12 protein-coding genes are annotated in these 13,539 nt (G+C 61.6%); 8 read left to right on the top strand and 4 right to left on the bottom strand.

Annotated elements, in window-relative coordinates; translation table 11 throughout:
• Nucleotides 1-14 precede the first annotated feature (14 nt).
• The gene (gene gltX, locus ACTNBK_RS12760; protein ID WP_441146645.1) at nucleotides 15-1,481 is read right to left on the bottom strand and encodes a glutamate--tRNA ligase; all 1,467 of its coding nucleotides are present in this window, start codon (nucleotides 1,479-1,481) and stop codon (nucleotides 15-17) included.
• Between the two features lie 168 nt (nucleotides 1,482-1,649).
• Between gltX and ACTNBK_RS12765 the strand changes: the two genes are divergently transcribed.
• The 3 genes from ACTNBK_RS12765 to ACTNBK_RS12775 all read left to right on the top strand — a co-directional run bounded on the left by ACTNBK_RS12765 (nucleotide 1,650) and on the right by ACTNBK_RS12775 (nucleotide 3,421).
• On the top strand, nucleotides 1,650-1,952 hold the full coding sequence (locus ACTNBK_RS12765) for an ArsR/SmtB family transcription factor (RefSeq protein ID WP_130849843.1): 303 nt from the start codon (nucleotides 1,650-1,652) through the stop codon (nucleotides 1,950-1,952).
• Nucleotides 1,953-2,039: 87 nt separating this feature from the next.
• Nucleotides 2,040-3,041, top strand: coding sequence for a permease (locus tag ACTNBK_RS12770; protein WP_441146623.1), 1,002 nt, complete (start codon nucleotides 2,040-2,042; stop codon nucleotides 3,039-3,041).
• Between the two features lie 29 nt (nucleotides 3,042-3,070).
• Nucleotides 3,071-3,421: a thioredoxin family protein gene (locus tag ACTNBK_RS12775; protein ID WP_441146625.1), complete on the top strand. Its 351-nt coding sequence runs from the start codon at nucleotides 3,071-3,073 to the stop codon at nucleotides 3,419-3,421.
• Nucleotides 3,422-3,492: 71 nt separating this feature from the next.
• Here ACTNBK_RS12775 and ACTNBK_RS12780 read toward each other — a convergent pair whose 3' ends face one another.
• From ACTNBK_RS12780 to ACTNBK_RS12790, 3 genes are all read right to left on the bottom strand, one after another.
• On the bottom strand, nucleotides 3,493-5,115 hold the full coding sequence (locus ACTNBK_RS12780; RefSeq protein WP_441146627.1) for an ATP-binding cassette domain-containing protein: 1,623 nt from the start codon (nucleotides 5,113-5,115) through the stop codon (nucleotides 3,493-3,495).
• Nucleotides 5,116-5,119: 4 nt separating this feature from the next.
• Nucleotides 5,120-6,949, bottom strand: a complete 1,830-nt coding sequence (locus ACTNBK_RS12785; protein ID WP_441146629.1) for an ABC transporter permease — start codon at nucleotides 6,947-6,949, stop codon at nucleotides 5,120-5,122.
• A 126-nt stretch (nucleotides 6,950-7,075) separates the two neighbouring features.
• A complete protein-coding gene (locus ACTNBK_RS12790; RefSeq protein ID WP_441146631.1) occupies nucleotides 7,076-8,470 on the bottom strand; it encodes a hypothetical protein in 1,395 nt (464 codons plus the stop codon).
• Between the two features lie 212 nt (nucleotides 8,471-8,682).
• Here ACTNBK_RS12790 and ACTNBK_RS12795 point away from each other — a divergent pair, with 212 nt between their 5' ends.
• The 5 genes from ACTNBK_RS12795 to ACTNBK_RS12815 are packed head-to-tail and all read left to right on the top strand — an operon-like array spanning nucleotide 8,683 to nucleotide 13,443.
• Nucleotides 8,683-9,708: an ABC transporter substrate-binding protein gene (locus tag ACTNBK_RS12795; RefSeq protein WP_441146633.1), complete on the top strand. Its 1,026-nt coding sequence runs from the start codon at nucleotides 8,683-8,685 to the stop codon at nucleotides 9,706-9,708.
• Complete coding sequence (locus ACTNBK_RS12800; protein ID WP_441146635.1) at nucleotides 9,705-11,414, top strand: cache domain-containing sensor histidine kinase; 1,710 nt, start codon at nucleotides 9,705-9,707, stop codon at nucleotides 11,412-11,414. The genes ACTNBK_RS12795 and ACTNBK_RS12800 overlap by 4 nt, the downstream gene beginning before the upstream one ends.
• A complete protein-coding gene (locus ACTNBK_RS12805) occupies nucleotides 11,408-12,166 on the top strand; it encodes a response regulator transcription factor (RefSeq protein ID WP_441146637.1) in 759 nt (252 codons plus the stop codon). The genes ACTNBK_RS12800 and ACTNBK_RS12805 overlap by 7 nt, the downstream gene beginning before the upstream one ends.
• 21 nt (nucleotides 12,167-12,187) lie before the next feature.
• Entirely contained in the window at nucleotides 12,188-12,976 is a 789-nt protein-coding gene (locus ACTNBK_RS12810) for an HAD family hydrolase (RefSeq protein WP_441146639.1), read from the top strand.
• 17 nt (nucleotides 12,977-12,993) lie between these two features.
• Nucleotides 12,994-13,443 carry a hypothetical protein gene (locus tag ACTNBK_RS12815; protein ID WP_441146641.1) on the top strand — a complete coding sequence of 150 codons (450 nt, stop codon included), beginning with the start codon at nucleotides 12,994-12,996 and terminating at the stop codon, nucleotides 13,441-13,443.
• The last annotated feature ends 96 nt before the right edge of the window (nucleotides 13,444-13,539 follow it).

The following is a 13,539-nucleotide window of genomic DNA, read 5'->3' on the forward strand; positions in this document are numbered from 1 at the left end:
TGCATATTGGTGGTTTACAGGACGGCAGAGACCTTCTCCAGGCCCAGCTTCAGCCGGCGGAGGGTCTCATCCTTACCAAGGATGTGGCAGATCTCCACGGCGCCGCCGGGGGTCACCGCCTTGCCGGCGGCAGCGATGCGCACCGGCCACATGAGGGTGGCGTTCTTTACACTTAGGGACTCGGCCAGAGACACCAGGGTGTCGTGGATGGCGTCGTTGGTCCAGGCGGGGACGGCCTCCAGGGCGGGGATGGCGGCCTCCAGCATATTCTTGGATACCTCGGAGTTGGTCTTGGACTTCTTGTTGGTGAAGAGGTCGGCGCCGTACTCGGGCAGGAGGTCGAAGAAGTCCAGCTTCTCCGGAATGTCGGTGAGGCGCTCACACCGGGCCTGGAGGAGGCCGGCGATCTCATGAGAGGAGTAGGCCTCGTTTTTCACAGCCTGACGGATATAGGGCTCCGCCACGGCGTGGAAGGCCTCGGGAGTGAGTTCACGGAGGTAGTGGGCGTTGAAGTAGGTGAGCTTTTCGATGTCGAAGATGGCGGGGGACTTGGAGATGCCCTCAATGTCAAAAATGTCCGCCAGCTCCGCAATGGTGAAGAACTCCCGCTCCACGTTCTCGCCCCGGGGCGACCAGCCCAGGAGGGTCACATAGTTGACTACGGCCTCGGAGAGGTAGCCCATGGCCAGCAGGTCCTCGTAGGAGGGGTCGCCCTTCCGCTTGGACATTTTGTTGTGCTGGTCCCGCATGACGGGGGAGCAGTGGATGTAGGTGGGGATCTCCCAGCCGAAGCCCTCATAGAGCAGGTTGTACTTGGGGGCGGAGGAGAGGTACTCGCTGCCCCGGACCACGTGGGTGATACCCATCAGGTGGTCGTCGATGACGTTGGCGAAGTTGTAAGTGGGCAGACCGTCCCGCTTGATGAGGACCTGGTCGTCCAGGGTGTTGTTCTCCACGGTGATGTCGCCGAAGACGGCGTCGTGGAAGGTGGTCTGGCCCTCCTTGGGAATCTTCTGCCGGATGACGTAGGGGACGCCGGCCTCCACCTTGGCCTTAGCCTCCTCGGGGGAGAGGGTGCGGCAGGGGTCGTCGGGCCGGTCGAAGTTACCGCTGTCCTCCTCAGACTCGGTCTTTTCGCAGAAGCAGTAATAGGCGTGGCCCAGCTCCACCAGGCGTTTGGCATACTTACCATAGAGGTCCCGGCGCTCGGTCTGGATGTAGGGGCCCACGGGGCCGCCCACGTCGGGACCCTCGTCCCAGGTGAGACCACACTTGCGCAGGGTGTTGTAGATGATCTCGGTGGCGCCCTCCACCAGACGGCCCTGATCGGTGTCCTCAATGCGCAGGATGAACTTGCCGCCGGCGTGGCGGGCGATGAGCCAGGTGTAAAGGGCGGTGCGCAGATTGCCCACGTGCATGTAGCCAGTGGGAGAGGGGGCAAAGCGGGTGCGGACCTCTCCGTGGGGGATGCGGGCTTCCATGTCGTCGAACCACTGTTTATCCAAAGTGAATTCCTCCAAAAAGTTCATGTGACACCATTTTAACACAAGGAAAGGTCTTGTCAAGCATGTGGAGACCTTTCCCCTTGACAGGATGGGAAAGGAGTGGTAGAATACATCAAAAGTTTTCGATGTGAAGGAGGCGGCGACATGTACGAGGAGGCTGTAAAGGTATTCAAGGCCCTGGCGGACCCCAAGCGGCTGGCCATTTTGGAGCAGCTGCGGTCAGGGGAGAAGTGCGCCTGTGTCCTGCTGGAGCCGCTGGACCTCTCCCAATCGGGTCTCTCCTACCACATGAAGGTGTTGTGTGACTCCGGTATCGTAGCCAGCCGACAGGAGGGGAAGTGGACCCACTACTGGATCGACCCGGCGGGCAGGGCCAGGGCAGCCGCCCTGGTGGGGGAGCTCACCGCCCCGGTCACGGAGACGTCCTGCTGCCGCTGCCAGGACTGAGGAAAGGCGCCGCCGGTCTGGCGGCTCTTTTTCGAGCCAATACATCAAATATTTTTGATCTGTTTTCATAAGGAAAGGGGAACTGTTATGTCCATCGGTACGTTCTTGCAGGACCAGGTCCTGGGGATGGCGTGGCTCAAAGAACTCATCGGGCGCGGGCTTTTGGCCCTCGGCGTGGATCTGGAGAGCCGGCTGGGAGGGAGCCTCCACTTTTTTCTCTATGACATGGTGAAGATTATGGTGCTCCTCACCGTCCTCATCCTGATCGTCTCTTACATCCAGAGTTATTTTCCGCCGGAGCGCTCCAAGCGCATTTTGGGACGCTTCCACGGACTGGGCGCCAATATCGTGGCTGCCCTGCTGGGGACGGTGACCCCCTTTTGCTCCTGCTCCTCCATTCCGCTCTTCATCGGCTTTACCCGGGCGGGTCTGCCCTTGGGCGTCACCTTTTCCTTCTTAATCTCGTCTCCTATGGTGGACCTGGGCTCCCTCATGCTGCTGACGGGGGTCTTTGGCTGGCGGGTGGCTGCCGCCTATGTGGCACTGGGACTGGTGGTGGCTGTGGCGGGCGGCACGCTCATCCAGGCCCTCCGGCTGGAGGACCAGGTGGAGCCCTATGTCCGGGGTCCCGGCGGGGGAGAGGTGCCCCAGGAGAAGCTGACCTGGCGGGACCGGCTCTCCTACGCCTGGGACCAGGCCCTGTCCACCGGGAAGAAGGTGGCTCCCTATGTGCTGGTGGGGGTGGGCATCGGCGCCATCATCCACAACTGGATCCCCCAGGAGCTGGTAGTGAAGATCCTGGGCGGGGATGGCCCCTTTGGAGTGATCCTGGCCACCGCCGCCGGCATCCCCATGTACGCCGATATTTTCGGCACCATCCCCATTGCGGAGGCCCTGCTGGCCAAGGGCGCCCGGCTGGGTGTGGTCCTCTCCTTCATGATGGGTGTGACCACCCTCTCTCTGCCGTCGCTGATCCTGCTGCGGAAGGCGGTAAAGCCCCGCCTGCTGGGCATTTTTGTGGGAGTATGCACGGTGGGCATCCTAATTGTGGGGTATCTCTTTAACGGTATCCAGGGCATGCTGCTCTGAATCTGAAATTATGTTAAAAGGAGAAGATCATGATGGCACTGTTTGGATTTGGCAAGAAGAAAGAGACCGCCGCGCCCTGTTCCTGCGGCTGTACCTGCGGAAAAGCGGGCGGCGCGGCCATGCCGGAGAAGGGTATTTTAGTCCTTGGTTCGGGGTGTAGCTCCTGCCACCAGCTCTATGAGAATGTGAAGGCCGCGGCGGAGAAGCTGGGCTGCGCCGGACAGGTGGAGTATGTCACGGACATGGCGCGGGTGGCATCCTATAACGTCATGCGCATGCCCGCTCTGGTGGTCCGCGGCGTTGTGGTCTCCTCGGGAAAGGTCCTCAAGGCTGAGGAGGCGGAGGAACTCCTCCGCCGGTCTATGGAGGGGCGTGGCTAAACAAACAAATCCCCCGAACAAAAGCTCCGGCCTCCCCTCATGAGGGGAGGCCGGAGCTTTTTCGCGCTGTATCAGGAGAATGACAGGCTGCCCAGGGCGATGCACTGGCCGCTTCTGCGGTCGAAGAGCATGATGTTGTCGCCGGAGATGTCCACCTTGATCTTGGAGCCGATGGTGAAGAGGGTGCTGCCGAAGACCACCCCGGTGAGAAGGAAGTCGTCGATGCGGACCTTGATGGTGGACTCCATGCCGGTGGGCATGGCGCCGTAGATCTCGCCGTCCAGGGCGCCGGCGTTGGTGATGTCGATGAACTCGGGACGGATGCCCAGCACCAGGTCCTCGTCGGTGAGCACCGGCTCCTCCTGGAGGGAGAAGTCGTCCTCCACCACCTTGGCGATGTGGTAGCGGAAGGTCTCATCCTTGTTGCCCTTTTCCACGTAGGCCTTGTCGGCGGCCTTCTGTTTGTGGAGCTCCTCCCGCCGGGCGGCCTCCTGATCCCGCTTGGCGAACCAGCCGGGCAGATCCAGGGGGGCGGCGGGGATGAAGCGGGCTTTCCGGCCCTTGAAGAGAGTGAGGTCGATGGCGCCGTCGGCGGCCTGGGTCCCCTTGGCCTCCACGAAGTTGATGGAGGGGTTGCCCACGAAGTCGGCCACAAAGAGGTTGGCGGGCTGGTGGTAGACGGTGAGGGGGGCTTCGTACTGCTGGAGGACGCCGTTGTTGATGAGGCAGATCTGGGTGGCCAGAGTCATGGCCTCCATCTGGTCGTGGGTAACATAGACGAAGGTGGAGCCGGTCTCCACGTGGAGGCGCTGGAGCTCATAGCGCATCTCCAGGCGCAGCTTGGCGTCCAGGTTGGAGAGAGGCTCGTCCATGAAGAGGACGGAGGGCTCGGGGGCCAGGGTGCGGGCGATGGCCACACGCTGCTGCTGGCCGCCGGAGAGCTCGGCGGGGTAGCGGTCCATGAACATGCCAATCTTCACGATGCGGGAGACCCGGCGGACGGTGAGGTCGATCTCCTCCTTGGTGAGCTTGCGGACCTCGGTGACCACCTGGCCATTCTGGACCACCTGGAACTGGTCGTCAAGGTTCTGTGCCTTCCGGGCGGACTCCACCTTGGACTGGAGGGCGATGATCTCGCTTGACATGTCCTTGCCCGACTCCAGGTGGTAGCCGAAGAGCTTCTTGGCGGTGAACATGGAGATGGTGAAGGTGTCGATGAGCTTGATGAAGGCCTTGTTCTCCTCTAGCTTGCCGTTCTTGTCCCGGCACTCCTCCAGGACCTTCACCACCTCCTCGGGCCGCCGGAGGATCTCGGCCAGGCGGGCGGCATTCTTGGCCTCAAAGTCCACCTTGGGCATGGCCTCCTTGATATTGCTCAGGCCGAAGGAGATGTTGTCGTAGACCGTCATGTTGGGCCACAGGGCGTAGTTCTGGAAGAGGAAGCCCACCTTCCGCTTGTTGGCGGGGACATTGATGCCGTTGGCGCTGTCAAAGACCACCTGGTCGCCAATGGTGATGCGTCCGCTGGTGGGGGTTTCCAGGCCGGCGATCATCCGCAGGGTGGTGGTCTTACCGCAGCCGGAGGGGCCCAGCAGGGTGACGAAGGCGTTGTTCTCGATGACCATACTCAGGTCGTCCACGGCGTAGAATTTGCCCCAGCGCTTGGTCACGTGTTCTAATTTGATCTCAGGCATGGTGTTAACCTCCTATTCCCTTGTCCAGGCTGGCTCCAGTGACCTTGTTGACGATGGTGTTGCACACCAGGATGGTCACGATCAAAATGAGGTTGATGCCGCTGGAGAAGGCGTACAGTCCCATCTCGTCAAAATAGTCCAGGGTGGTGGCCAGGATGAAGCCCTGGGTGCACAGCAGCATGAACAGTGAGAGCTCACGCAGGCAGGTCATGAAGGGCAGCAGGTAGCCGCTGATGATGGAGGACTTCTGGATGGGGATGATGATGTGGGTCATGCGTTTGATCCAGGGGATGTTCTGGATCATGGCCGACTCCTCGATCTCGCCGGAGAGCTGGAGCATGGAGTTGAGGGAGCTGCGGCTGGCAAAGGGGATGTACTTGATGGTGCCTACGATGATGAGTAGGGTGTAGGTGTTGAAGAGGTTCATGTACTCGTTGGAGAAGAGGATAAAGAAGGCCACGCCCACGGCGATGGAGGGCATCAGGTAGGGGAGGAAGGCCACGGCGTTGACGTAGTTTGCCCATTTACTTCGCCTGGCCTTGGACACGGCGTAGCCGATCATGGTGCCGATGGTACCCGCCAGCAGGGAGCAGCACACGCTGACCCAGATGGTGCCCTTGAAGGCCCGCCAGATGGTGTCGTTGTGGAGGATGCCCTTCTGGCCGTACATGCCGTTTTCGGTGATGTTCTCGTCCGTGACCCACCACTTGGTGGTCAGGTTGTCGGTGTCACCGGTGTAGAGGAAGGAGTAGTCGCCGGGGTTGGGGAGGAAGGTCTCGAAGGCAAAGGAGACGATGGGGAAGATGCTGGTGAAGAAGGTGAGGACCACCAGCACCAGGGCGATGATGTACTTTCCCACCCGGCCCAGGTTGATCTTGGAGATCTGGCCGGACTTGCCGGTGACGGTGGTATAGTTCTTCCGGCTGCGCAGGCTCATCTGGTTGAGGAGCATGATGGCCACGCCGAAAACCATCATGATGATGGCCAGGATGCTGGCCTCACCGGTGTATTTGGAGTTCATGGACACGTATTTCGTGGCCAGAGTGGTCAGGTTCAGGTAGTGGGGCACGGGGTAGGAGCCCATGGAGCTGCCGAAGACCAGCAGGATGGTGGAGAGAATGGCGGGTTTGACCATAGGGAGGGTGACCCGGAACATGATCTTCCACTTGGGGGTGTCCAGGATGGTGGCCGCCTCCTCCAGGTTGGCGTCCATGTTGCGAAAGATGCCGCCGATGAGGATGTAGGCGAAGGGGGCGTAGTGGAGGCCCAGCACCACCACGCTGGGGAAGAGGCCCAGGCACCACCAGGCAGGCATTTCGATGCCCAGGGTGGCGGCCAGCAGGCCGTTGGAGGTGCCTGTGACGGCGTTGGAGTCAAAGAGGTTCTGCCACACCACGGCCAGGGTCCACTGGGGCATGATGTAGGGGAAGATGAAGATGGAGCTGAGGTATTTCCGCCAGGCCAGGTTGGTGCGGGTGACCAGGAAGGCGAAGAGGCCGCCGTAGAGGATGGAGACCACGCAGGTGCCCACGGCCAGAAGGACGGTGTTCCACAGGGGGAGCCACAGGTTGGTCTTGGCCAGGTTGCTGGTGAAGAGGTCGATGTAGTTGACCAGGGTGTAGCCGGAGGCCTGTCCGGTGAGGTAGGCGTCGATGGTGCCGGGGTGGATCTTGAAGGTGTCCTCCACGATGGCCACGATGGGGGCCACGGTGGTCACCGTCAGCACGATGCCCATGAGGAGGAGGATCACGTTGTGGGGTTTTGAGAAGAAGGTCTTTATCTTGTTCCTGCGGACGGCCGAGCTGCCGGCCCGGAGCGTCGTTGTCTGATCCATGAAATCTCTCCTTTTTCCGGGATAAGGGAGCGCCCTTGGAACCTGGCGGTCCCGCACAGTTCCAAGGGCGCTTTGTTCTGATGTCACTCAGGACCGGTCAGGGGCGCCCGAATGGCCGCCTCAGATTCAGCTGGCGCTGTACTTATCCAGCATTTCGATCCAGCTGCCCACGGTGAAGGAGACGGAGGCGCAGTACTCGGGGTCCTCCAGCACCAGCTTGCCGTCGGTGGTCCACCAGTCGTAGCCGTGGTCGTTGAGGGCGGCGAACTCCACGGTGGAGCCGTCCTCGGACATGCCGCCAGTCTCGTGGTGGAAGATCTCCTCGTTCTCAGCGGCCACGTTGGGGTTGGAGGAGTAGCCGCCGATGTCCTTGCCCCAGGCGGAGAAGCCGTCGGCGGTGCAGGTCATGTAGGCGATGAAGGCACAGGCGGTCCAGGGGAGGGGGCTGTTGTCGGTGACGAAGAGGTAGTGGCAGTAGCCGAAGCCGCCGATGCCGGTGTAGCCGTCATTGTAGGCCGCCACGGTGATGTTGTTCTTGGAGACGGAGGCGGACTCCTCCACGCTGCGGAGCTTGGAGTACACCAGCAGGCCGAACTGGTCGGTGGCGGACTGGTCCACCAGGATGTTGCAGATGGGGCCGTCATCGGTCTGGGCGTTGTAGCTGCCCACCCAGAGCTTGATCCAGGCCAGGGCGTACTTGCCGTTCTCGCCCAGACCCAGGCTCTCGGCCTCGGAGGCCATCTCGTCGATGGTGGGCTGGAAGTAGGCCTGCTCGTCGGCGCTCAGGGCGTCAAAGGCCTCCTTGAGCCAGCCGGCGTAGGTGTCCTCGGTGAGCATGTAGAGGAAGTTCTTGCCCACGATCTCGGAGTCGATGTCCATGAACAGGCCGTGCTCGCCCTCGGCCACGAAGTCCCAGCAGTTGTCATAGGTCTTGGAGCCGGTGTTGTTGTACATGAAGACCTTGTTCAGGGTCTGGAGGGGGAGGTAGCCGGTGTAGTCGGCGGCGGTGGTGCCGTTGGCGTCGGCCCAGTCCTTGGGGATGAAGGTGTCCAGGATGCCGGTCTGGACCATCTTGGACTCGATCTGGTTGCCATCCTGGATGAGGGTCATGGCGTAAGTACCGGTGTCCTTCAGGGAGTCGGCGGTGAGCTGATCGAAGATCTTGTTGTTCTTGGGCTGCTGCCACTCATACTCCATGGTATAATTGGGGTCGATGGTCTGGAGGTACTCGATGAAGAGGGGGAGGGCGGTGCCGCCGCGGCTGGAGTTGCCCACGCCGTAGAAGGTCTGGCCGTTGGACTCCTCGATGGCCTTCTGGGCCAGCTCCTCCAGGGTCATGCCCTCGGCCTCCTGGATGATCTGCTGGGTGGCGGAGAGCTCGCCCGCCGGGGCGCTGCTGTCCTGGGGCGCGGCGGAGCCGGGGGTGCCGGTGCTGGCGGCGCCGCCGCCACCACCGCCGCCGCAGGCGGCCAGGGATAGTGACAGGGAACCAGCCAGGAGCAGTGCAAGAGCGCGTTTCATTGAAAATTCCTCCTTCGTCATTTTAAATGAAATGGAATGGCTCCATCCGGAGATTCCTGGTGATTTTATTGTAGCGGAGCGGAGGAGGAAAAAACAGGGGACAAATCTGCGCTTTTTTGTTTTCCACTGAGATTTTGTGCCCATTGGATGAAAAGGTCGAAAGATGTGTGCTATAATTGGTAAAAATCCCGACGTGATCTGGGGAGGGCGGCATGGAGAAGAGAGGGTGCCTTGGCATATTGGCAGCGGTCCTGCTGCTCGCCGGCTGTACCGCCGGGGGAGAGGAGGTGCAGGAGGCCTCCCTGGCGCCGGCGGAGGAGCAGCGGCTGGTGATCTACACCTCCCACAAGGAGGAGGTGTGGCAGCCCATCGTCCGGGAGTTTGAGGAGCGCACTGGCATCTGGGTGGATGTGGTCACCGGCGGCACCAACGAGCTTCTGGAGCGTATTGATGAGGAGACAGAGCATCCATCTGCCGATGTGATGTTCGGCGGCGGTGTGGACAGCCTGGCGGTTTACGCGGACTGCTTTGAGCCCTATCAGTGCTCAGGGTGGGGGGACATTCAGGCACAGTACCGCTCCGAGGATGGCCTATGGACTCCTTTTTCCTCTCTGCCGGTGGTGCTCATTTACAATACAAAACTGCTGCCCCAAGGCAGGGTGACTGGCTGGTCTGATCTGCTGGACGAAAGTCTCCGGGGCAGGGTGGCCTTTGCCGACCCGGCGGTATCCGGCTCCAGCTTTACCAGCCTGGTGACCATGGCCTGCGCTATGGGAGAGGACACAGAGGCCACGATCCGGGAATTTGCATATAGCCTGGAGGGCAATGAGCTCTCCGGTTCCGGGGATGTGCTTACCGCGGTGAACAACGGAAGCTTCTGGGTGGGGGTCACCCTGGAGGAGACCGCCCTCAAGCGCCAGGAGGCGGGGGATAGCATCAACCTGGTCTATCCCGAGGAGGGGACCAGCCTGGTGCCCGACGGCAGCGCACTGGTGAAGGGGGCGCCCCACGGGGACAATGCCAGGCTGTTTCTGGACTTCACCGTCAGCTATGATGTGCAGGAGATGATGGCGGGACAGTACCGCCGATCGGTGCGGGGGGATGTAGCGCGCCTGCCCCAGCTCCCGGCACTGGAGGAGCTGGCCCTGGTGGACTACGATGTCCCCTGGGCCAGTCAGAACCACGACGCGGTGCTCATGACCTGGGCCTTTTACCTGGATGGGGAGGAGGAGACATGAAGAAGTTCCTTTCGGTCTCCTTCCAGCATCGCCTCTTCGCTGCGTTTCTGGTGGTCTCCCTGGTTCCCCTTCTCATCTGTTCGGCCATGCTGCTCCAGATCTTCCGGCTTCGCATGACCGGGGATGCTCAAAAAGAGGCCGAGGAGCATCTGGACCGGGTGGGGCTGCTCCTGGACGAGTCCTGCCAGCGGTTTCTTCAGGCGGCCCAGTCAGTCCGACGGGACGACGTATTAACGGCAGCTATGCTAGGAGAGAAAGAGGAGGAGATGGTGATCTATGGCCGTCTACTGGACGCCACTCAGGAGAGCCGCAACGACGCCCGCTTTGATCTCTACGACAGCCAAGGCAGATGGCTCTGTTCCACCCGCAGCAACTCCACCGGGCAGGACTTACCCACCAACTGGGGTGTGCTGCGGGCGGCGGAGGAGAGTACGCTACGCTTTTTCCCGCCGGAGGAGACCGTGGTGGCGGACGAACCCCTGCTCCAGGGGGCAGTGCCGCTGACCGGAGATGGGGGAGAACAAATCGGATACCTATTGGTGGGCCTCTATCGGGCCGATCTAGACCACCTGCTGGAGGGCATCATCGGCGCCAGCAATGATCTGCTAATCCTGAGCGCCTATTGGCGGCCCATCTACTGCTCTCAGCCCTCTCTGGCGGACAGTCTGGCCTCCGACCTGCGTCAAAGACTTCTGAAAGGAGAACCCCTGAACAGCGGTGACGCCGAGTTTACCTATACAGTGTCCCGCCATGAAGGGACGGGGTTGTACCTGGTGCTGCGGCAGCCCCAGGTCTTTAACCGGGATACCATGGGGCTTTTGTATACGGTGAGCCTCTCCAGCGCCCTTGTCTGCGTGGCTATCTCCATCCTCATGAGCCTCACCTTGAGCAAGCAGATGTTCCGCCCCATCCAGCGCCTCCACGGCGCCATCGAGGCAGTGGCCCGCAACGATCTGGACGTCTACGTCCCCCATGAGCACGATGACGAGCTGGGGCAGCTGGCCCAGCGGTTCAACGAGATGCTGGTGGCCCTCAAGGCCAACCAGGAGCAGCTGGTGGAGAACCAGAAGGAGCTCAACGAGGCCCAGATCCGTATGCTCCAGGCCCAGCTCAACCCCCATTTCCTATGCAACACCCTGGACACCATGAAGTGGATCAGCAAAATCAACAAGGTGCCCCAGGTGGCCGACATGTCCACCAACCTGGCGGACATCCTGCGCTTCTGCGTCTCGCCGGACGAGTTCGTCCCTCTGTGGCGGGAGCTGGAGATGCTGCACAGCTATGTAGAGATCCAGCGCATCCGCATCTCCGGGGGCTTCGAGTTCTCCGTGGAGGTGCCGCCGGAACTGGAGGACTGCCTGGTGCCCAAGATGGTACTCCAGCCCATCGTGGAGAACGCCATCCTCCACGGCCTGGACGGGGTGGAGCAGGGGGCGATTCTGGTACAGGCCCGGGCAGAGGGGGAGCGGCTCTTCCTCTCCGTCCAGGACAACGGACGGGGCCTGCCCCGGGAGCTGGAGGGGCCCTACGCCCGCCGGGACCGGGAGCTCTCCCGGGGCCACCTGGGCCTCTACAACGTGGACACCATCCTGCGCAAGCACTATGGGGAGGGCTGCGGCCTCTATCTGAGCAATGTTTCCGGCGGGAGCGGCGCCTGCATCACGGCGGTGCTGCCCCTGCGCTGGGAGGAGGAACTGATATGCTGAAGGTACTGGTGGTGGAGGACGAGGAGCTCATCCGCAAGGGCATCGTTCTGGCCGTGGACTGGGCCGCCCTGGACTGCGTGGTGGTGGGGGAGGCCTCCAACGGGGAGGAGGCCCTGGAGGCGGTGGAGCGCTATCACCCCACCCTCATCATCACCGATTTGAAGATGCCACGGATGGACGGCATCGAGATGCTCCGGCGGCTACGGGAGATGGGCAACAACGCCTATGTCATTATCCTCACCGCCTATGATAGCTTTTCCTACGCTCAGAGCGCCCTGCGCCTGGGGGCGGTGGACTTTTTGTTAAAACCCTTTCACGACGGGGAGCTGGAGGAGGCGGTGACCCACCTCCGCCGCCGGCTGGCCACCTCGCCCCAGGAGAACGCCCAGACCCAGGCCTCTCCCATGGCCGGGCTCAAGAAGGGGGACAAGAGCAAGTATGTGATGGAGGCCATGTCCTACATCGGAGACCACTACAACGACCCCAACATCTCGGTGGGGACCATTGCCCAGTCCCTGGGCATCAGTGAGGGGCATCTGAGTCACCTCTTTAAAAAAGAGACCGACTATACCCTCCTCAACTACCTCACCCGTTACCGCATCCATAAGTCCATGGAGCTACTGCGGGACTGCCGCCGGAAGATCTACGAGGTGGCCGAGCAGGCGGGCTACAAGGATATCACCTATTTTTCCGCTACCTTTAAAAAGGTGGTGGGCATGTCGCCGTCGGAATACCAGGACACCTGCCGGTGAGTGCGGAAAGGAGAAGACCACATGATCCGTCTCATTGCCAGCGATATCGACGGTACCCTGCTCCGGTACGGGGCCAAATCCATTGCCCCTGTGCTCTTTGACCAGATTCGCCGTCTGGGGGAGCGGGGCATCCGCTTCTGCCCGGCCAGCGGCCGGCAATACAGCAGCCTCCGGCGGCTCTTTGCACCGGTGGCCGATGAGCTGAGCTATCTGTGCGAAAACGGTGCCGTAGTTTGGGGCCCGGGGTCGCCGGGGGCAATCCTCAGCAAGACTGTGATGGAGCGATCCAGGGCTCTGGCGCTATGCGGGGCCATTTTGGCCCAGCCAACCTGTGAGGTGCTGATCTCCGGGGCTAACACCAGCTACCTCTGCCCCAAGCAAGGGGACATCGTGGACCACATGCGCTACTTTGTGGGCAACAACGTGACCGTACTGAACAGCTCGGAGGAGGTGCCGGAGGACATGGTCAAGGTCTCGGCCTACTGCCGGGACGGGGCGGCGGCCATGGCGCCCGTCCTATCGCCGGGCTGGGAGGACTTTCATCCCGCTGTGGCGGGGGAGAAGTGGCTGGACTTCACCCTGGCCGACAAGGGTACCGGCCTAAAAAGCCTGTGCGCCGCCCTGGGGGTGGACCTCAGCGAGGTCATGGCCTTCGGGGACAACGACAACGACCTGCCCATGCTGTCGCTGGTGGGCCGGCCCTACATCATGGAGCAGTCATCGCCCCTGCTGACGGCGCGGTTTTCCCGCCGCTGTACTAGTGTGGAGTCGGTTCTAGAGACCTTTTTGACAGAGAAGGAAACGGAATAAGAGAGGGAGGACACAGTATGTCTGTTTATGATGAGGAGCTCCGGGCGCTCCGGGAGCAGATGGAGCGGAAGCGTAAGCTGGATGCCATGCTGAAGGACCTGGGGGCACGGCAGCAGGAACTGACCGGGCGGGTCAGCGAACTGGAGAAGGCCAAGCTGGAGGAGCAGGCCGACGTGGACCGGCTGGAGGGACACAGCCTGGCCGCCTTTTTCTATGGCGTCATCGGCAAGATGGACGAGAAGCTGACCCAGGAGCGGCAGGAGGCCTACGCCGCCCGGGTGAAGTACGACGCAGCGGCCCGGGAGCTCTCGGCGGTGGAGGAGGACCTGGAGCGGAAGGAGGACGAGTACCGGCGCCTGGAGGGCTGCGAGGAGCGTTACGCCCAGGTGCTGCGGGAAAAGCGGGAGGTCCTGAAGGCTGCCGGTGGTGAGACGGCAGAGTCCATCTTAACACTAGGGAATCTCTGATTTAATCCGCACTACCATAAAGGCTCCGGATGTGGGATAATAACACTATCAACGCAATGGTGGTGTATGGGGATGAAGAAACAGGAAACATTTACG

It is taken from the genome of Intestinimonas sp. HCP28S3_D6, from assembly GCF_052065695.1.
Lineage (GTDB): Bacteria > Bacillota > Clostridia > Oscillospirales > Oscillospiraceae > Intestinimonas.

Coding starts and splice junctions, on each gene's coding strand:
- gltX (WP_441146645.1), bottom strand. CDS start 1,481: ATGGAAGCCCGCATCCCCCACGGAGAGGTCCGCACCCGCTTTGCCCCC.
- ACTNBK_RS12765 (WP_130849843.1), top strand. CDS start 1,650: ATGTACGAGGAGGCTGTAAAGGTATTCAAGGCCCTGGCGGACCCCAAG.
- ACTNBK_RS12770 (WP_441146623.1), top strand. CDS start 2,040: ATGTCCATCGGTACGTTCTTGCAGGACCAGGTCCTGGGGATGGCGTGG.
- ACTNBK_RS12775 (WP_441146625.1), top strand. CDS start 3,071: ATGATGGCACTGTTTGGATTTGGCAAGAAGAAAGAGACCGCCGCGCCC.
- ACTNBK_RS12780 (WP_441146627.1), bottom strand. CDS start 5,115: ATGCCTGAGATCAAATTAGAACACGTGACCAAGCGCTGGGGCAAATTC.
- ACTNBK_RS12785 (WP_441146629.1), bottom strand. CDS start 6,949: ATGGATCAGACAACGACGCTCCGGGCCGGCAGCTCGGCCGTCCGCAGG.
- ACTNBK_RS12790 (WP_441146631.1), bottom strand. CDS start 8,470: ATGAAACGCGCTCTTGCACTGCTCCTGGCTGGTTCCCTGTCACTATCC.
- ACTNBK_RS12795 (WP_441146633.1), top strand. CDS start 8,683: ATGGAGAAGAGAGGGTGCCTTGGCATATTGGCAGCGGTCCTGCTGCTC.
- ACTNBK_RS12800 (WP_441146635.1), top strand. CDS start 9,705: ATGAAGAAGTTCCTTTCGGTCTCCTTCCAGCATCGCCTCTTCGCTGCG.
- ACTNBK_RS12805 (WP_441146637.1), top strand. CDS start 11,408: ATGCTGAAGGTACTGGTGGTGGAGGACGAGGAGCTCATCCGCAAGGGC.
- ACTNBK_RS12810 (WP_441146639.1), top strand. CDS start 12,188: ATGATCCGTCTCATTGCCAGCGATATCGACGGTACCCTGCTCCGGTAC.
- ACTNBK_RS12815 (WP_441146641.1), top strand. CDS start 12,994: ATGTCTGTTTATGATGAGGAGCTCCGGGCGCTCCGGGAGCAGATGGAG.